The 18,312-nt window shown below is 66.9% G+C and carries 15 protein-coding genes; 9 read left to right on the top strand and 6 right to left on the bottom strand.

The features are described from left to right. Positions 1 to 16: 16 nt before the first annotated feature. Genes AWC18_RS10330 through AWC18_RS10310 form a run of 5 tightly spaced genes read right to left on the bottom strand, consistent with a single transcriptional unit; the run spans position 17 to position 6,899 of the window. Positions 17 to 2,176 (bottom strand): acyl-CoA dehydrogenase family protein, encoded by a 2,160-nt coding sequence (locus AWC18_RS10330; RefSeq protein ID WP_064999092.1) that lies wholly within the window; start codon positions 2,174 to 2,176, stop codon positions 17 to 19. Positions 2,177 to 2,193: 17 nt separating this feature from the next. Then, the gene (locus AWC18_RS10325) at positions 2,194 to 3,588 is read right to left on the bottom strand and encodes a phosphotransferase family protein (protein ID WP_085138634.1); all 1,395 of its coding nucleotides are present in this window, start codon (positions 3,586 to 3,588) and stop codon (positions 2,194 to 2,196) included. Next, a complete protein-coding gene (locus tag AWC18_RS10320; RefSeq protein WP_085138633.1) occupies positions 3,585 to 4,406 on the bottom strand; it encodes an enoyl-CoA hydratase/isomerase family protein in 822 nt (273 codons plus the stop codon). Before AWC18_RS10320 ends, AWC18_RS10325 begins: the two co-directional genes overlap by 4 nt. Beyond that, entirely contained in the window at positions 4,403 to 5,674 is a 1,272-nt protein-coding gene (locus AWC18_RS10315) for an FAS1-like dehydratase domain-containing protein (protein WP_085138632.1), read from the bottom strand. Before AWC18_RS10315 ends, AWC18_RS10320 begins: the two co-directional genes overlap by 4 nt. Position 5,675: 1 nt before the next feature. After that, positions 5,676 to 6,899: a cytochrome P450 family protein gene (locus AWC18_RS10310; RefSeq protein WP_085138631.1), complete on the bottom strand. Its 1,224-nt coding sequence runs from the start codon at positions 6,897 to 6,899 to the stop codon at positions 5,676 to 5,678. 190 nt (positions 6,900 to 7,089) lie between these two features. On the opposite strand from AWC18_RS10310, the gene AWC18_RS10305 reads away from it, so the two are divergent. The 8 genes from AWC18_RS10305 to AWC18_RS10270 all read left to right on the top strand — a co-directional run bounded on the left by AWC18_RS10305 (position 7,090) and on the right by AWC18_RS10270 (position 15,935). Then, a complete protein-coding gene (locus tag AWC18_RS10305) occupies positions 7,090 to 7,923 on the top strand; it encodes an enoyl-CoA hydratase/isomerase family protein (protein ID WP_085138630.1) in 834 nt (277 codons plus the stop codon). Between the two features lie 4 nt (positions 7,924 to 7,927). Next, entirely contained in the window at positions 7,928 to 9,361 is a 1,434-nt protein-coding gene (locus tag AWC18_RS10300; protein ID WP_085138689.1) for a FadR/GntR family transcriptional regulator, read from the top strand. A gap of 88 nt (positions 9,362 to 9,449) precedes the next feature. Further along, a complete protein-coding gene (locus tag AWC18_RS10295; RefSeq protein ID WP_085138629.1) occupies positions 9,450 to 11,015 on the top strand; it encodes an AMP-binding protein in 1,566 nt (521 codons plus the stop codon). A 28-nt stretch (positions 11,016 to 11,043) separates the two neighbouring features. Further along, positions 11,044 to 11,472 (top strand): Zn-ribbon domain-containing OB-fold protein, encoded by a 429-nt coding sequence (locus AWC18_RS10290; protein ID WP_085138628.1) that lies wholly within the window; start codon positions 11,044 to 11,046, stop codon positions 11,470 to 11,472. Continuing rightward, a complete protein-coding gene (locus tag AWC18_RS10285) occupies positions 11,469 to 12,674 on the top strand; it encodes a thiolase family protein (RefSeq protein ID WP_085138627.1) in 1,206 nt (401 codons plus the stop codon). Before AWC18_RS10290 ends, AWC18_RS10285 begins: the two co-directional genes overlap by 4 nt. A 49-nt stretch (positions 12,675 to 12,723) precedes the next feature. Next, positions 12,724 to 13,578, top strand: coding sequence for an acyl-CoA thioesterase (locus AWC18_RS10280; RefSeq protein ID WP_085138626.1), 855 nt, complete (start codon positions 12,724 to 12,726; stop codon positions 13,576 to 13,578). A gap of 38 nt (positions 13,579 to 13,616) precedes the next feature. Further along, the gene (locus AWC18_RS10275; RefSeq protein WP_085138625.1) at positions 13,617 to 14,711 is read left to right on the top strand and encodes a DUF7064 domain-containing protein; all 1,095 of its coding nucleotides are present in this window, start codon (positions 13,617 to 13,619) and stop codon (positions 14,709 to 14,711) included. Between the two features lie 15 nt (positions 14,712 to 14,726). After that, positions 14,727 to 15,935, top strand: coding sequence for a CaiB/BaiF CoA transferase family protein (locus AWC18_RS10270; RefSeq protein ID WP_085138624.1), 1,209 nt, complete (start codon positions 14,727 to 14,729; stop codon positions 15,933 to 15,935). A 2-nt stretch (positions 15,936 to 15,937) separates the two neighbouring features. Here the strand turns inward: AWC18_RS10270 and AWC18_RS10265 are convergent, their stop codons facing one another. Continuing rightward, positions 15,938 to 16,735: a FadR/GntR family transcriptional regulator gene (locus tag AWC18_RS10265; protein WP_085138688.1), complete on the bottom strand. Its 798-nt coding sequence runs from the start codon at positions 16,733 to 16,735 to the stop codon at positions 15,938 to 15,940. A gap of 95 nt (positions 16,736 to 16,830) precedes the next feature. On the opposite strand from AWC18_RS10265, the gene AWC18_RS10260 reads away from it, so the two are divergent. Next, a complete protein-coding gene (locus AWC18_RS10260; RefSeq protein ID WP_085138623.1) occupies positions 16,831 to 18,303 on the top strand; it encodes an aldehyde dehydrogenase family protein in 1,473 nt (490 codons plus the stop codon). Positions 18,304 to 18,312: the final 9 nt, after the last annotated feature.

Here is an 18,312-nt window from a genome sequence, read left to right as displayed (position 1 = left end):
CGCCGCGGCGCCACGCTCATCGCAGTAACGGATCGCGGGGCAGACCAAGGATGCGTTCGGCGATCTGATTGCGGGTGACCTCCGACGTTCCTCCCGCGATGGTCATCCCGCGTGAACCCAGCACCAGCAAGCCGGTCACCTTTGCCGGCGCCGTCAGCAGCGCGACATTGGCCCCGTGCAGCTCAGCCGCCAACGCGGCCCGGTTGACCACGTGCTCGGCGATCAGCAGCTTGGTCACGTTGCCCTCGGGGCCCGGTTCGGCTCCGGTCACACTGCGCACGGCCCGCCGCAGATTGAGCAGCCGCAGTGCGTGATCTTCGGCGATGAACCGCCCGGCCCGTTCGGGCGCACCGGCGATCTCGTGGCCGCAGCGCTGAGTCAGATTCACGATGATGCCGGTGGCGCCGTCGGCGCTGGCCGCCCCGCCCCCGATGCTGACGCGCTCGTTGCCCAACGTCGCACGGGCCACGGTCCAGCCCGCATTGGGCTGTCCGACGACATTCCGGTCGGGGACGAACACGTCGGTGAAGAAGACCTCGTTGAACTCCGAGCCGCCGGTGATCTGGCGCAGCGGGCGCACCTCGACGCCGTCTGCGGTCATATCGATGATCACCGTGGTGATGCCCTGGTGCTTGGGCGCGTCCGGGTCGGTGCGCACCGTCGCCAGGCCCAGCTGGCAGTGCTGCGCCCCGCTGGTCCAGACCTTCTGGCCGTTGATGATCCAGCCGCCCTCGGCGCGGACCGCCTTGGTGGCCACCGCCGCGGCGTCTGATCCGGCCCCCGGCTCGGAGAACAGCTGGCACCAGACTTCTTCCTTGCGCAGCGCCGCCGCGACGTAGCGCTCGATCTGCTCGGCGCTGCCGTGTTGGATCAGGGTCAGGATGACCCACGCGGTGATGCCGTAGTCGGGCCGCTTGATGCCGACGTCGGCCAGCTCCTGTTCGATCACCAACTGCTCCACCGCGTCCGCGGCCCGGCCCCACGGTTTGGGCCAGTGCGGCATCACATAGCCGGTTTCGATCATCCGCTCCCGCAGGGCGGCCTCGTCCAGCCCGGACCAGGAGGCGATCTCGGCGCGAACCTCGGCGCGAAGCGCCTCGGCCTCCGCAGGCAGTTCGATGGAGTTCTCCCGTACCACCCCCTTGGCGGTCAGCTCGTACGCCTGCGCCGGAGCGTCTCGGCCACCGAACAGTCCGCGCAGCACCAGAGCACGACGCAGGTGCAGATGGGCGTCATGCTCCCAGGTGAATCCGATACCACCGTGCAGCTGAATGTTCAGCTCGGCATTGTGCACGTAGGCCGAGAAGGCAAGGGTGGCCGCACATGCCGCCATCAGGGCGAGCTCGTCGTCTCCGTCGGCCGCGGCACGAGCGGCATCCCACACCGTGGCCGTCGCCGATTCGGCCGCCACCGCCATGTTGGCCGCATGGTGCTTGACGGCCTGAAAGGTTCCGATAGTGCGCCCGAACTGTTCGCGGACCTTGGCGTACTCGACTGCGTGCTCCACGCAGTCCTGGGCTCCCCCGACCGCTTCCGCCGCGAAAATAGTGCGCGCCAACGCCTTCGCCACCGTCGCGGCGCCGGGAAGGACATCGGCTTCGGCCACCTCGACGTCGGCCAAGCTGACCCTCCCCGACCGCCGCGTGGGATCGAGATTGGCGGGCACCTCGACGCACACGGTGTCGGCGCTGACCACGATGACGTCCTCACCCACCGTCAGCAGCAGGATGTCGGCCAGGCCCGCACCGACCACCACCCCGCCGTCGCCGGTGAACCGGTTGCCGTCGGCAGTCGCAGAGGAGTCGACGCCGACCGCGGCCGTCACCGAACCGTCGACCAGACCGGGGAGCCAGCGCGCCCGCTGGGCCTCGTTGCCGGCCGTTGCGATCACCGCTGAGGCCGTCACCGTTGCGACAAAGGAGCCCGGCGCGTTGACGCGGCCGAACTCTTCGACTACCGAGACCAGTTCCAGAAGTCCGCAGCCCGCGCCGCCGTACTCCTCCGGGATGTGCAGGCCCAGCCAACCCAGGCCGGCCAGTTCATCCCAGAACGGCGCCTGTGTTTCGGCGGGGGCGTCCAGCAGCGCCCGGGCGGCTTCGCGTGCCTTGCGCGCTTCCAGGAAGGCCCGGGCAACGCCGGCCAGCTCCCGGTGATCTTCGGTGATTGCGATACCCAACGTCGTGCGCTCCTTGCTTACGGGGATACGGCGGAATGCGTCAGCGGCGGCCAGGTCCGGCGCGCCAGCGCGCCCGAGGCGGTGCGGGTCAGGTAATCGTCACGTTTGATACCGCGCCACAATTGCGCGACATAGTCGTGTTCGGTGATCGCCCCGCGACCGGTGGCCTCCGCCAGCGCGGCCCGGCCCGCGGCCACCGAAGCCGGGGTATACCCCAGCAACTCGCCCAGCTCGGCCACCTCGGCCGCATCGACCTGCGCTCCGATCCGGTCGACTTCGGCGAGATACTTCACCAGCCGCGCAGCACCTTTCACGTACCTCATCGCGAGTGCGTCAGTGATGCGCTCCGCCGCCCCGGACAGCGATGCGGCCGCTGCCTCATAGACCGGTGAGAACTCCCCCGCATCGCCCTCATCGGGCAGGTCGACGTGCACCTCGGGGATTCCGACCACCTGGGCCAGCGCCTCGACCAGCATCCGCCGGTGCAGCATGCCGTAGATCAGGCTGTTCCCGGCGTCGGGCGATCCGGCCGGTGCGGACGCCCTGATGTCCACCGAGCCCGGGCTGATCGACGCCAGCCGGGTTTCGGCGAACAGCCGGTAGTACCAGACCCGGTTTTCGTCGATCCGGTGGCCGGACCATTGTTCGTACTCGGCCAATCGGTCCGGGAACACGGTGAAGGTGTCCTGCACCGCACGCAGGGACAGCCAGGCGATGTCATCCATCGGGTCACCGAAATGCGCCAGTTCCCAGTCGACGACGGCAGTGACCACACCGTCGGCGTACATGAAGTTGCCGGGGCCGGTGTCGCCCTGAACCAGCACCGTCGGCCCGTCATAGTCGGGCACGTTGCGCTCGAGCCAGTCAATGCAGAACCCCAGCAGTGGGGCCGGTTTGCCGTAGCGCTGTACCCGAGCGCGCATGGCCGCGATCTCGGCACGGACGTGCTCGGCCACCGGACCGGCGGGCCCCAGACTGTCGATCTTCAGATCACGTGCATCGATCCGATGCAGCGCAGCAAGTTTGGCGATGAAGTCCTGCGCGGTGCGCACCTGCTCGTCGGGATCCTTGATCAGCCGGAACCAGGTCTCACCGCTTACCCGCTCCATCAGCACCGCCTGCTGCACGGGGTGCGCGGCGATGACCCTGGGCACGGTGACGCCATGGCGATGCAGCTCGGCCATGATCTCGGCCTCCACCTGCAGCGGGTGGAATGCCCCGCCGGGTTCGGGGGCCTTCGGGTCGTATCGCAGGAACAACTCCTGGGTCTGCGCTCCGCTGGCGGCGTCGATGAACCAGGCCTGGCGACTCGCACCGCCGGACACCTGCCTGCTCGTAACCCGGTCGGCGCCGGTGACCTCGGCGATCCACTGCCGGATCTCTTCGCTGATCTCCGGCTTCTGACTGCTCATCGGCGTGCCTGGGCCTTCTTGGCCGCGGTGTCCAGCCACGCCTTGACCGCCGCCCGATGTTCAGCGGTGAGCGCGCTGCGCACCATGCGCTCACTCTCGGCCAGCACGGCCTGCTCCAGGGGAAGTCGTTGCGCGTCGCGGACATTGGCCTTGGTACCGGCGAAGGCCGCAGTGGGCCCGGCGGCGATCTCGGCGGCCCAGGCCAGCGCGGCTTCCGCCAACTCCTCGTCGCCGACCACGCGATTGAACAGGCCCAGAGCCAAGCCCGTCTCGGCGTCGATCGGCCGATCCGCGATCAGCAGTTCCAGCGCCCTGGACGGTCCGAGCAGCTGCGTCAGGAACCATGCGCCGCCGAAGTCTCCGGAGAAGGCCAGCTTGGACCAACCCGGCACCAGCTTGGCCGACCGCGCTGCGATCCGCAGATCCGCGGCCAGCGCGATGCTCATGCCCGCTCCGACGGCCGCGCCGGGCAGCGCGGCGATGGTGATCTTCGGGATCTCGTGCAGCAACGTCACCATCCGCGCGTTGTCGGCCAGTATTGCGCTGCGCTGCAGGATCTCTGCCTCCGGGTCGGCGGCGGTGACTTCGCGGGCCGACCCGCCGTCGCGGACATCGCCGCCGGCGCAGAAGGCGCTGCCGCTGCCGGTGATCACCACAGCACCGATGTCGTCGTCGGCGGCGAAACGCTCCAGCAGCGGGGGAATCGCCACGTACATCTCGCTGTGCAGGGCGTTGCGCCGATGCGGCCGGTTGAAGGTGATGACCCCCACCCCGTTGACGACCCGCGCCAGCACCGTCTCGGTGCCGGTGTCGATCACCGCTGGTTTCCGTGCCGAAGTTCGTTGTGCCGCTGGATCATCACCGCCGCTTTGCGGCGGATATCCTCAGCGGGCTGCGGCAATATCACCGGGCCCAGTTCGCGGCTGGGCAGCGCAACGGTGGCTTTGGCCGGCGCGGTGACCTCGCCGCGCTGGCTGGTGGCCCGGAACTCCAGGTCGACCAATGCGTTGCCGTTGTCGATGCGCTTGCCGACAACCTCCCCGGTGATGACCTGGGTGTCGCCGATGAAGTTGAACTTGCGCATCTCGTCGTACTGGCGCACCAGCCAGCCGTCGTCACCCATCCAGTCGGTGACGTAGTGGGTAAGCCAGCATTCCCGCATGACGCCGTAGTCGTAGGCCATCGGATTGCCGATGGACTGCGACCATTCGTTCTCCCAGTGCAGTCGCTGCGCCACATCGGGAATGCCTGCCGCATTCTTGATGTAGAACTTCGGCGCCCGCTGCCGGTTCTTGTAGCCCACTCGGCCGGGTCCGATACCGTAGGGCGCCAAACCGTAACCACCGGTGTGGAAACAGATCATGTCGGTCAGGGTGAATGGTCCCTTGACCATCTTCGGCAGGACATCACCCACATTGACGTCCTCGTAATACCGCGGCTCGGCACCGCGGGGGCCTTCGGCCGCATAGATCTCGTCGATCTCGGCGATCTCGGCGTCGGTGTAGGTCGCGGCCTGCAGGCCCATGTACTTGCCGCGTTCACGCGACTTCTTGCGCTCCGTGGCGATCAGGATCATCCGGGTAACCGTGACCACCTCGCCCCGCTGGTTGACCCGCACCGACCTGATGCGCCGGATGACCGAACGGCCGGCGTACTCGCTGACCTTTTCCTCGATGGACTCCAGTCCGCCGAATCCGTAGAGCGTGTCACCCGCATAGACCGGGGCATACCACTCGGTGTCTTGGCCCGAGACGAACATGTGCACGCCGGAGAACAGGCCCCGGGTGGCTTTGCGGATGTCCTCGGGAATCGGGTCGCCCAGCATCTTGCGTGACATCGCGATATGGATCATCGGCGGAGCGATCGGCGCGCCCCACCGGGTTCCGGCCGCGTACTGCGGGTCGGCGAACAGCGGGTTGTCATCGCCGTAGGCGCGGGCGAAGTTGCGGATGCCGTCGACGCTCAGTTCGCGGTAGTACTCGTCGATGCTGGTCGGGGCATCGACGCCCAGCAGCAGCTTGGCGCGCTCGATGTCCTCGTCCTTGATGGCGTAGTCGAACTCCTGGGCCTGGTCGGTCTGCGTCATATCAGTACATCCGTATCGGTAGTTTGGTCAGCCCGCGCAACGAGACCGTGGGCTTGTAATGCAGGCTTTCCCGGGGTGCCGCCAGCTCCCAATGGGGAAAGCGATCCAGCAACGTGGTCAGGGCGATGCGGCCCTCAAGCCGGGCCAGTTGGTGCCCCAGGCAGTAGTGCATGCCGAAGTTGAAAGCAAGATGGCGGTTGGGTTTCCGGGTCAGATCCAGTGCATCCGGGTTGTCGAATACCGTCTCGTCCCGGTTGGCCGAGACGATCATGCCGAGAATCTGCGACCCGCGCGGAATGGCGACACCGTGGATCTCCACGTCCTCCTTGGCCAACCGTGCGGCGCCGGAGGCCACCGGTGAGGTGAAGCGCAGCAACTCCTCGATACCGGTGCCCGCCAGCAGTTCTGGCTGCTCACGCAGCAATTGCTGCTGGTCGGGGTGCTCGATGAGCGCCAACACGCTACTGCTGATCAGGCTGGCGGTGGTGTCATGTCCGGCCAGGAGCAGCAGAAACACCATGGCGACCGTCTCTTTATGGGTGAGCCGGTCACCATCGTCGTTGGCGCGCACCAGGTCTGAGATCAATCCTTCGTCGGGACGGATGCGGCGCTCTTCGATCAGCTCCTCAAACAGCTTGACGAGCCGACGCGCCGCGGCGAACATGCCCAGTTTTCGGCCGCCGTCGCCGACCTTCTCCACCAGCTGGTGAAACTCATCGCGGTCCTTGTCGGCCACCCCGAGCATGGTGGCGATGACGGCGAGCGGCAACCGGATCGCGTACTGGTGCACCAGGTCGACATCGCGTTCGGCCTGCACCTCGTCGGCCAACCGGTCGGCGATCTTGACGATGTCGGATTCCATGGTGGACACCAGCTTTGGGGTGAACGCCTTGTGCACCAGTGCCCGCAGCCGCTTGTGGTCCGGGTCGTCCTTGAACACCATCGTCTGCGTCAGCATCCGAATGGTCGGCGGCAGGATCCAGGCGAACTTGCCCACCCAGGTGTACTTCAACACGTCGGTCGAGTACCGGTCCTCACTGTGCAGTGCCATGACGTCGTCGAACCGGGTGAGCAGGTAGCCGCCTCTGCCGTGCAGCAGCTGCGGTGCGGTCGCCCAGGAGACCGGGGCCTGCGACCGCAGGTAGGCGAAGCGCTCGTAGGGGTCATCGAGCATCGCCCGAGTGCCCAGGGCGGTCCGCTCCAGCTTGGCGGTCTTCGTCGGCATTGCCACTCCCATCGATCCCCTACCGCTGCCCGTCTCCGCTCCGCAGCGGATGGTTGAGCTCGAACGGCACCTCAGCGAAGTGGACCGCCTTGGTCTGCAGATCTTGCACCGCGACGCGGCCGTCCAGAGTCCCCATCTCTACTTCCCTGTATCCGGTGTCCCGTTGGAAATTATTAGTACACTGATTTCTATGATTTCCGCTACCCCCCAGCGCGATACGGAAGGCACCCCCCTCGAGCCCGCCGCGCTCGAGCACATCGAGTTCAGCGTCGCCGACCACATCGCCACCCTCACCCTGAACCGCCCGGACGCGATGAACGCGATTTCCGCGCAGATGGCGAGCGAATTGGCGTGGGCCTGGCGGACGGTGCGGGACACCGACGAGATTCACGTCGTCGTGCTTCAAGCGGCAGGTGATCGCGCGTTCTGCACCGGGGTGGACGTCAAGGGGGATTCCAGCTGGTTCTTCCGCGACAACATCTGGAACACCTTCGACCCGGGCATGGTGATCTCGCCCAAGATCCATCACCGCTGCTGGAAGCCGGTGGTGACGGCGGTGCACGGCATGGCGGCCGGCGGCGCCCAGTACCTGCTCAACGAGTCGGACATCATCATCTGCTCGCCGGACGCGGCGTTCTTCGATCCGCACGCCAACGCCTCGATCGTGTCCGCGCTCGAGCCGATCGGCATGCTGCACCGGGGTGTTCCGCTCGGCGAGGTGCTGCGCTGGGCGCTGATGGGGACCGAGGAACGCATCAGTGCCGAGACTGCCCTGCGGATCGGGCTGGTGTCGGAGGTCGTCGCCCGCGAACAGCTTCATACCCGGGCCCGGGAGATCGCGGCATCGATCGCCGAACGCAGCCCCCGGGCAATTCAGGGCACCATCCGCGCGATATGGGAGTCTTTAGACATGACGAGGTCAACCGCTCTGCAGAACGGAATGGCCTACACCCATATCGGAAATCCGCCGCTGGCCGAACGCCGAGCCAGCCCGCGGCGCAATGGGCCGGCCCAGTACCGGTAAGCATGTGAACCCTGAACTGATCGCCCCGCGCGTCGACTCGCGTCGTGCCAAGCTCGCCGGCCGCGCGGCCGAGCAGATCATCGCCGACGTCATCGAACTCGGCTGGCCGGTCGGTCAGGTTCTGGGTTCGGAAGCCGAGCTGCTGGCCCGCTATGGGGTGAGCCGGGCCGTCTTTCGTGAGGCGATCCGACTGGTCGAGCATCAGCACGTGGCACGTATGCGGCGTGGCACCGGCGGCGGACTGGTGATCGCCGAACCCGAGGTCGATGCCGTGATCGGCCCGGCCATCATCCATCTGTTGCGTGTCGACGCCACGCTCGACGAAGTCTTCGCCACTCGAATCCTGCTGGAGGAGTTGGCGGCCGAGATCGCCTCGCAACGCATCACCGAGTCCGATATCGACCCGATTCGCCGGACCCTGGAGCAGGAATCGGCCGGCACCTTCTCCAACTACCGGCTGTTGCACTCCCAGCTGGCGATGTTGACCGGCAATCCCGTACTCGAGCTCTTCGTCGAGGCGTTCAGTCAGCTCACGAACTTCTACTTCAACGACACCGCGGCGCTGCCGGCCGACACCGATCGAGAGACCGCGCGCGCCCACGACAGCATCGCCCGAGCAGTCCTGACCAACAACCCTGGCCAAGCCCGTGACCGGATGCGGCGCCACCTGCAGGCCGAGGCCGATTTCATCCGCGCCCAACCGGCCACCCGGCAGCGGCTCGACCCGGCGGTGGCCCTGGCCGGGACACTGGGCGACAAGCGGGGTGAGGCGCTGGCCCGGCAGTTGTTCACCGAGATCCTCAGCTCGGGCGCCGCCCCCGGCGCCTTCATCGGCTCCGAGGCGACCCTGATGAGCCAGCACCACGCCAGTCGCGCTGTGGTGCGCGAAGCGATCCGGATTCTGGAGTACCACCAGATCGCGCTCACCCGCCGCGGTCCGGGTGGGGGGCTGTTCGTCGCCGAACCCGACGATTCGGCGCTGGTCGAGATCATCACCATCTACCTGCGCCGTCGCGGTGTCCGGCTGCGCGACATCATGGATCTGCGTACCGGCCTCGAGCTGGCGGTGGTCGAGCATGCGGCCGCCGCGCTGCGCGCCGATCCGCGCCGCGCCGACGTCCTCGAGCAGTCGCTGCACCATGAATGCGATAAGGGCTTGGGTCCGGCCTTTTTCCATGGCGAGGACTTCCACTCGACGTTGGCGTCGCTGACCGACAACAACGCGCTGCGCCTGGTCCACAGCGTCACCATGAGGTTGGGGTGGCATTTCTTCGCCCAGCTCGCCGACGCCGACCCGCGCTTGGGCGCGATCTCTTCGCCGTCGAAGATCGAGCCCGCCCACCGCGGCATCGTCGACGCCCTCACCGGTGGAGACGCCGAATTGGCAGTGATGCGGATGCGCGCGCACATGACCGCGACGTCGGCGCCGGAGCCCTGACCCGACGGCGCTGCGTGGCCGGACACCGGGCCCTTCCCTTGGTGAATACTTGAGGATACTGTTCTAGCTATTTCGAGGTGGAGGGTCGATGCAGCATCCGTGGGATCAACGTCTGGGCGTGTGGTGGATCGCCGACGACCACCCGGATGCGCCGGCCATCGTCGAATCTCCCAGCGGTCGCACCCTGACTTTCGCCGAACTCGCGGGGGCCGCGCACCGCGTCTCCCATGCCCTGCGCGCACACGATCTGCCCGTCGGATCGGTGGTGGCCTACGCGCTGCCCAACGATGTGGACGCCGTCATCTGGCAATTGGCGACCAACCAGATCGGGCTGCGCTATCTGACGTTGAACACCGCCCTGTCGGCCGACGAGTTCACCTCGATACTCGACCATTCCGGCGCCGCCGTCCTGGTCACCCACAGCGATTACCTGGACCGCTTCACGGCCGTACCGAAGGACACCAGGATTCGCGTCGTCGTCGGCGAATCAGACGCCGCACCCGGCTTCGTCACCGAGTCGCAGTTCCTGGCGGGTCAGCCGGCAACGGCCCCCGCCCACCGTACGCAGGGCGACTCCATCCGATACTCCTCCGGCACCACCGGCAAGCCCAAGGGCATCGTGCGCGCACTCGACGGTCGCGACCCGGCGATCGCGGCGAATGCAATGGCTGTGTTCGGCCGTGCCTTCGACTTCCGTCCCTTCGACGGCGCACACCTGGTCTCCACCGGCATGCATCACGCCGGGTGCCAAAGTTTCTACCTGGGCGCCCTCAACGTCGGTCAGCCCCTGGCGATCCTGGGACGTTTCGACGCCGAGCAGACGCTGGCCACGATCGAGCGGCATGCGGTGACGACCGCCTACATGGTGCCCACCCAGTTCGTCCGGATGCTCAAGCTCGCTCCGCAGGTGCGCGAGAAGTTCGACGTCTCCAGCCTGCGGTCGGTGGTGCATTCCGCGGCTCCGTGCCCACTGGAGGTCAAGAAGGCGATGATGGACTGGTGGGGCCCGGTGATCTGGGAAACCTACGGCGGCACAGAGGGTGCGGCCACCATCGCAAAACCGCACCGCTGGCTGGAGAAACCGGGCACGGTAGGACGGCCGATCCGGGGGGTCAGCGTGAAGATCCTCGATGATGCGGGCAATGCCCTGCCGCCGAACACCATCGGCAACGTCTACATCGAGCGCCTGGACGGGGAGCGATTCGAGTACCGCAATGACGCCGAATTGACGGCCTCGGTGCATCGCGGAAGCGCCTTCACCATCGGCGATGTCGGCTACCTCGACGACGACGGCTATCTGTTCATCTGCGACCGCGCCAAGGACATGATCATCAGCGGGGGCGTGAACATCTACCCGGCGGAGGTCGAGGGAGTGTTGAGCGGCCACCCCCTTGTCGCCGATGCCGCCGTCATCGGAGTCCCCGACCCGGAATGGGGCGAACAGGTCAAAGCGGTCGTCGAATTGACCGAAGGCGCCGAACCCACCGACGGGCTGGCCGAGGAACTCATCGCGTACTGCCGCGCCCGCCTCGCCGGATTCAAGTGCCCCCGATCGGTGGACTTCGTCACCGCCCTGCCGCGCACCGAAGCCGGAAAGCTCGTCAAACGCCAGCTCCGCGATGCCTACTGGGCAGGCGCGGGACGCCAAGTCTGATGCGACGTCAGAAAGGACCGCGACTCCCATGAGCCACAACGTTTCCGCAGACCCCATCCCGATCGTGGGGTATCTGAGCCTCACCGATCCGCCGACGCTCATCGCGACCGTCTGCACCGCCTGTGGTGCCTACTATTTCGACCACCGCGATGCCTGCGCATCCTGCTTCGGCACCTCCTTCACCACCCAACCGGTGTCGCCCACCGGAACCCTGGAGACCTTCACCGTGGTCGAAGTGGCCGCCCCCGGAGTGGCCGTCCCCTATGTGGCCGGAGTGGTCGACTGCGACGGAATATCGGTGCGCGCCACCATCGTCAACGTCGAGCCCACAGCGGATTCTGTCCGGCTGGGCATGCCCCTGCGCCTGACCACCTTCCCTATCGGCACCGACGACGAGGGCCGGGCCGCGATCGGTTTCGGGTTCGAGCCGGCCAGTGAAAGCGAGGACCTCCGGTGAGTGATGACATCTGGATCCTGGGTATCTCGATGACCAAATTCGGCAAGCGACCGGACCGCGACGCAGTCGGACTCGGCGTCGACGCCGCCACCGCGGCGCTGGCCGATGCGGGCGTCACCGTCGCCGACATCGACGTCCTGGCCGCCGGGAACCTCTTCGGTTCCCCCGGCTACGGACAGGCGGTTCAGAAGCAGCTCGGGCAGACCGGCATCCCGGTGTTCAACGTGTCCAATGCGTGTGCCACCGGCGCGACAGCACTGCGCACCGCGATGCTGGCGATCAAGGCCGGCGAAGCCCACTTCGGATTGGCGGTGGGCGCCGAGAAGCTCGCCGGGGCCGGGATGCTCGGCGCTTCCGGCAAGGCCCGCACCGGGCCCAAAACCTGGCAACCGCAGGGCCGCCTGGATGCCGTGACCAGCCTGGAGGGGCATATCGGCACCGACCTGATGCCCGGGGTGTTCGCCCAGATCGGCATGCAGTACCTGCATCGCCACGATTACGCCGGAACCCCGCTGGAGCTGTTCGCCCGCATCAGCGAGAAGAACCATAGCCATTCCACGCTGAACCCGTTGGCCGCCCACACCAAGGCCATGTCCGCCGAGCAGATCATGAACGATGTCATGATCGCCTACCCCAACACCCGCCCGATGTGTTCAGCCAACTGCGATGGCGCCGCCGCTGCGGTGTTGGTCAGTGGAGAACGGCTGCAGTCGCTTTCGCCCGAACAGCGCCGGCGCGCGGTGAAAGTCAGCGCGTCGGTGCTCGCCACCGATCCGTGGGAGCCGGCCTGCCAGGTGCTGCCCAACGTCAACACGGTCACGCGCGACGCCGCCGCCCGGGCCTACGAGCAGGCCGGCCTGGGGCCCGGCGATCTGGACCTGGTTGAGCTGCACGACTGCTTCGCCACCGCCGAGCTGGTGCACTACGACAACCTGGGACTGTGCGAGCCCGGCGGTGCCGTCGACTTCTTCGAAAGTGGCGCGCCCTGGCGTGACGGCAGACTTCCGGTCAACGTGTCCGGAGGCCTGCAGTCCAAAGGCCACCCGATCGCGGCGACCGGCATCGCCAACGTGTGGGAAGTGTGTCAGCACCTGCGCGATGAGGCCGGTCCCCGTCAGATCGACGGCGCCCGGGTGGGTTTGGCCCACGTGATCGGCCTGGGATCGACCTGCGCCATCCACATCCTCGAGAAGGCCGGCTGACGGTGACCGGGGGCGGCGGGATGGCCAATGCCACGATCATCGAGTTGCTGTGAAGCTCAGCTCCCGCGAGGTGTTCGACGGGGAGCAGGTCACTCCCGTCACGGTGGCCGAACTGCTGACGCTGCAACCCCTGCCCCATGACCGCTTCCGGGCCGAGCCGGTCAGTGTGGCCGGGCGGCGGGCCATCTACGGCGGACAGATCGCCGCCCAGGCTCTGCGCGCCGCCGGCCTCACGGTGCCCGGCGACCGGGTGGCGCACTCCCTGCACGGCTACTTCCTGGCCGCCGGTGATGCCGGTGTCCCGGTGGAACTGCGCGTGGAGCGTGACCGTGATGGCGGCCGGTACTCCGGACGGCGGGTCACCGCGCACCAGCGCAACACCGCGATCTTCTCGATGGGGTGCTCGTTCTCGCGTCCCAAGGATCACGCCACCGAGTACCAGGCGGTCGAGATCCCCGCGGTTGCGCCCCCCACCGAACTGGCCGGCTACGACCTCAACGCCTCGCGCACCTTCGACCTGGAAGCCCGCGTGCCCGATTCGGGCGACGCGTGGTACCGGTGGCCGGCCCGCTTCTGGGTGCGCATCCGGGGGCCCCTGGAAGACGACCCGAATATCAGGGCCTGCGGGCTGGTGTTCCTGTCGGATCTGTGCACCGGACTGTCCCGGGCTCCGCAGATCGAGCGGGTCGGGCTGCTGCCGAGCCTGGACCACACGGTGTGGCTGCACCGCCGAGCTGATCCCAACGACTGGGTGCTGATCGACCTCAATCCGCTGGCCGCCTCGGGCGGGCGGGGCGTCTACACCGGACAGATCTATGACCAGCGCGGCACGTTGGTCGCCAGCCTGGTGCAGGAATCGCTGTTCGACATCGATCAGGGATCGCCCCATCAAGGGCGCGATTAACCACTAAATCAGTATCCTTTTACGTTAGGATCGGACACATGTCGACCGGGCCGTCTGCGGACACACTGGGTGCCACCACCCAGCCCGTCACCGCAGATTCGCCGTTCAGCACCGCCGACGACAACTTCCATGCCGGCTCCGACGACCCGTTCTGGACGGAGACCACCTGGTGGTCGTTCAACATCCCCGAGCGCAAGATCGGCGGATGGCTGCACGCCGAGTTCCACACCAACCGCGGTACCGCGACATGGCGCGTCTATGTGTGGGATCCCAGCGGCGCGACGCCAGAACAGTTGCGGTATTTCCGCATGCGCACCGAAGTTCCGGTCACCGACCCCAATCCCGACCTGCGCGACCTGGTCGTCCCGGGGGGCGGATTCAGCGTGCGGATGCTCCGGCCGCGGCGAGACTATCGCATCGAGTACCACGACCAGGATTCGAACTTCGCGGTGATGTTCACGTTCCACGGCGTGCACGATCCGCGCCGCTTCACCCCGGGCGAGCCGCCGTTCATGGAGCACACCCACTTCGATCAACTCGGCCACATCACCGGGGAACTCGTCCTTTCCGGAGAACGGATTCCGATCGACTGCTACTCCATCCGGGACCGGTCCTGGGCACCGCGCGGCGGTCCCCGGCCGCCCCGTCCCGCCGCCGCGGCACACAGCGACCGGGTCCTGCATCCAGGCGGAGCGCGCTGGCGCGAGATCGAGCGGGAACGTGGCCGCGCCAGAATTCAGTACATCTTCGGCCACTCCGGACCGCGCACCGGGTTCCTGGCATTCGCCCGGGTCGCCGAAGGTGATGCCGCGGGCTTCTCACCGCTCAATCACGGTTGGCTGCTGCGCGACGGTCGCTTCGAACGGCTGGACAAGTCCGTCAGCCGGATGAAGAACTATCGCGACCCGGTCACCGGCTGGAGCTCGCACATGCACGCCCATCTGGTGGATCTCACCGGCCGGGTCATGGATGCCGAGGGGTTCACCGTCAGCCACGTCTGCGAACGCGGCGGCGGCAGCACTGCCCTCATGCGCTGGGACCTCGACGGGGAGATCGGCTGGGGGGAAGACCAAGACATCTGGCAACCAAAACATTTCGCTCGCATGCTCGAAGCGCTGCAGGCGACGCACTAGACCAGGAGACAACCAGTGACCCGACCGTTCGAGGGTGTGCGCGTCATCGAGGTCGCCGCGTGGACGTTCGTGCCCGGCGCCGGCGCCATCCTGGCCGACCTCGGCGCCGACGTGATCAAGGTGGAACCGCCCACCGGCGACCCGCAACGAGGCCTGTTGAATTCGCTCAACGCCGACACCTCGCTGCCCAACCCTTTTCTCCAAGTGCCGAATCGGGGCAAGCGCAGCATCACCCTGGACCTGACCCAGCCCGCCGGAATCGCGACGCTGCGCCGCCTGACCGCCACCGCCGACGTGTTCCTGACCAGCTACCTGCCCAAGGTCCGCACCAAACTCGGCATCGAAGCCGAGGACCTGCGGGCCGGTCACGAGCGACTGATCTACGCTCGCGGGTCGGGCTGGGGCCCCAGAGGACCCCTGACGGATTCCGGCGGATTCGACGCCGCCGCAGCATGGTCGGCAGCCGGTGTCCAGGACAAGCTCACCGCACCCGGCGCCGACGCGCCGGCAGCCCAACCGGCTGCGTTCTTCGATCTGCAGGGCTCGAGTGCGATCGCCGGCGCCATCGCCATGGCCCTGTTCCGCCGGGAACGGACCGGCGAGGGCGGGGTGATCGACGTGTCCCTGCTGAACACCGGTATGTGGACGATGAGTCCCGATCTTGCCGCCAGTGCGGTCGGCATCGGCGAGCTCCCCCGTACTGACCGACGGGACGCGCCGAACCCGATCGTCAACAGCTATCGCACGTCCGATGACCGGTGGCTGAATCTGGTGTGTCTGCAGTCCGACCGGTTCTGGCCGGAGCTGTGCGAACTCATCGGGCGGCCGGAGTTGGCCGCCGATGACCGCTTCACCAATGCGGCAGCGCGTTTCGCCAATCGATCCGCCTGCATTGCCGAACTCGATCGGACGTTCGGTTCGCAGACCCTGGCGCAGTGGCAGCAGACGCTCGCCGGATTCTCCGGAGTGTGGTCGGCCGCGGTCACCTTCGATGAGGTCTGCGCGAGTCAGCAGGTCGCCGACAACGAATACCTGCCCAGCGTCACCGGCACAGACGACCGGCCTTTCCGATTGGTCGCCCCGCCCTACCAGTTCGATGAAACACCAACCGTGCCTGTCGGTCCGGCGCCCGAGCTCGGGCAGCACACCGAGGAGATCCTGCTGGAGTACGGACTGGACTGGGACGAGATCACCACGCTGCGTGAGGGCGGTGCTCTCGGCTGATGTCAGACGTACAGGTCGAGCACGGTCTCCTTGGCAAGTTCTCCCCAGAGCATGCTGCGGCCGGCCCGATCCATGTGCGTCGTCCAGAGCTCCTTGGCCTCAACACCTTTTCTGCCCTCGATCAGTGCGGTGAACTTGTTGAAGGTCCGGATGGTTCGCCTGAACTGCTTCTCGGTCTCATCGTGGTTACCTCCGGCCACCGCCATCACCCGCGCCATATGCCTGGTGACGACTTCACGCAGCACCTCGCCGACCAGGGCGATCGTCTTGTTGCCGGACCGCTCCAGGATCAGGTCGTGGAACCGGAACGTCGCCGCCGACCACTCCCCGAAGTCGGCGGCAACCGTGCCGTGATCGACCAGCGCCGTCAGGGTCGCGGCCGCGGCCTGGAGATCCTCGACGTCCTGCGCTGTCGCACGCTGGGCCAGCATCTGCGCGGCTGCGGGTTCGAAGACCTTCCTGGCCTCGTAGAGATCGGCCAGGGTGGTGCCCGACATCTGCAGGAGCAGGCCGAAATTGCGGGCAGCCACCGACGATTCCGGCGTCGACACCAAGACTCCGCCCCGAGAGCCACGCCGAACAACGATGAGCGACTCGCTCTCCAAGATGCGAAAGGCCTCTCGCAGCGTGGGGCGGGAAACGCCGAATTGTTTGACCAGTTCCACCTCGGTGGGCAGCGCGTCGCCGTTCTTGATGACGCCCCGGACGATGCTGCTGCGCAGGTGATCGGCGATGATCTCGGCGGTCTTGGGCGCCCGCACCAACTTCGACGAAGCAGCGCCCCGATTCATCGCAGTCATATCAACACTCCCTCGCCGTCCGCGGCGCCGCATCACCACCCCGAACTCGAATATCGAAATCAGCATACTCATCGCCCAGCTACCAGGAGGATTCCGTGACGACGACACGAACCGCAACTCGCCGACTGTTCATCAACGGCTCGTGGGTCGAGGGATCGGGTGACGAAGTCCTTGAGGTCGTCAACCCGGCGACCGAGGAGACCATCGCCGAGGTCCCACAGGCAACACCGGCCGATATCGACACCGCCGTCGGCGCAGCCCGCAAGGCCTTCGACGAAGGACCTTGGCCGACAATGAGTCCCGCGCAGCGCGGCCGAATTCTGGCGGCGATGGCGGACGAACTGACCCGCCGTCGGGACGAACTCGTCGAACTGAACATCACCGAGGCCGGATCCACGCGGCTGCTGGCCGAGATGCTCCAAGTGGGCGCCCCGATCGACCATTTCAACGATCTCGTGCACCGGGTGCTGCCCCGATTCGCCTTCGAAGAGCCGGTACCACCGATCTACGGCCAGGGCATCGGGCACGGTATTGCGATCCGCGAACCATACGGTGTCGCAGCACTGATCACCGCGTTCAACTTCCCGTTCCTGCTGAACCTGGCCAAGGTGGGTCCGGCTCTGGCGGCGGGTTGCACCGCGGTGCTCAAGTCGTCGCCGTACACACCTTTGGAGGCAATGGTTCTCGGGGAGATCGCCGAAGCCGCCGGGCTACCACCGGGGGTGTTGAACATCGTCACCGGTGATGCCGCCGCGGGTGAGCGGTTGACCCGCCACCCGGACGTGGACATCATCAGTTTCACCGGATCGGACGCCGTCGGCCGCAAGGTCTACACCCAGGGCGCTGACAGCATCAAGAAGGTGGTCCTCGAGCTCGGTGGCAAGTCGGCGAATATCCTGCTCGACGATGCCGACCTGGACAAGGTGCTGCAAAACGTCTTAGGCGGCTTCATCACTCACGCCGGCCAGGGTTGCGCCCTGCACACCCGGATTCTGGTGCACGAGTCCCTGCACGATGATCTGGTGGCACGCATCGTCGGCACCCTCGGATTCATCAGCGTCGGCGATCCAGCCGACCCGGCGACCATGATGGGCCCGCTGATCCGGGAGGTGCAGCGCGAGCGGGTGGAGGCGCTGATCGCCAGCGGCGTGGACCAGGGCGCACAGATCGCCTTCGGCGGCAAGCGGCCGGCGCATCTGGACCGTGGCTATTTCATTGAGCCGACACTGTTCGTCGGTGTCGACAACAGCATGCGTATCGCCCAGGAAGAGATCTTCGGTCCGGTCGCGGTGGTGATCCCCTTCGCCGATGATGACGAGGCCGTCCGGATTGCCAACGACTCCCGCTACGGTCTGGCCGGCGGGGTTTGGTCCAGTGACCCGCTGCGCGCCGACGCGGTTGCCCGCAGGCTTCGGACCGGGATGGTTGTGATCAACGGAGGCGGTGGCGGGCTCAATCCGGCGTCGCCGTTCGGCGGGTACAAGCACAGCGGCATAGGGCGCGAATTCGGCGAGTACGGGCTGGCAGAGTATCTGCAGCACAAGGCTCTTCAATGGCCGGTCGGTTAGGAGGCTCGC

It is taken from the genome of Mycolicibacter nonchromogenicus (assembly GCF_002101775.1).
Lineage (GTDB): Bacteria > Actinomycetota > Actinomycetes > Mycobacteriales > Mycobacteriaceae > Mycobacterium > Mycobacterium nonchromogenicum.
This window is presented reverse-complemented; position numbering and strand designations above follow the sequence as displayed.

What these genes read in the sequence shown, in the direction of transcription:
- AWC18_RS10305 (WP_085138630.1), top strand. Translation starts at nt 7,090, where the DNA reads ATGATTTCCGCTACCCCCCAGCGCGATACGGAAGGCACCCCCCTCGAG.
- AWC18_RS10310 (WP_085138631.1), bottom strand. Translation starts at nt 6,899, where the DNA reads ATGCCGACGAAGACCGCCAAGCTGGAGCGGACCGCCCTGGGCACTCGG.
- AWC18_RS10295 (WP_085138629.1), top strand. Translation starts at nt 9,450, where the DNA reads ATGCAGCATCCGTGGGATCAACGTCTGGGCGTGTGGTGGATCGCCGAC.
- AWC18_RS10325 (WP_085138634.1), bottom strand. Translation starts at nt 3,588, where the DNA reads ATGAGCAGTCAGAAGCCGGAGATCAGCGAAGAGATCCGGCAGTGGATC.
- AWC18_RS10290 (WP_085138628.1), top strand. Translation starts at nt 11,044, where the DNA reads ATGAGCCACAACGTTTCCGCAGACCCCATCCCGATCGTGGGGTATCTG.
- AWC18_RS10315 (WP_085138632.1), bottom strand. Translation starts at nt 5,674, where the DNA reads ATGACGCAGACCGACCAGGCCCAGGAGTTCGACTACGCCATCAAGGAC.
- AWC18_RS10265 (WP_085138688.1), bottom strand. Translation starts at nt 16,735, where the DNA reads ATGACTGCGATGAATCGGGGCGCTGCTTCGTCGAAGTTGGTGCGGGCG.
- AWC18_RS10275 (WP_085138625.1), top strand. Translation starts at nt 13,617, where the DNA reads ATGTCGACCGGGCCGTCTGCGGACACACTGGGTGCCACCACCCAGCCC.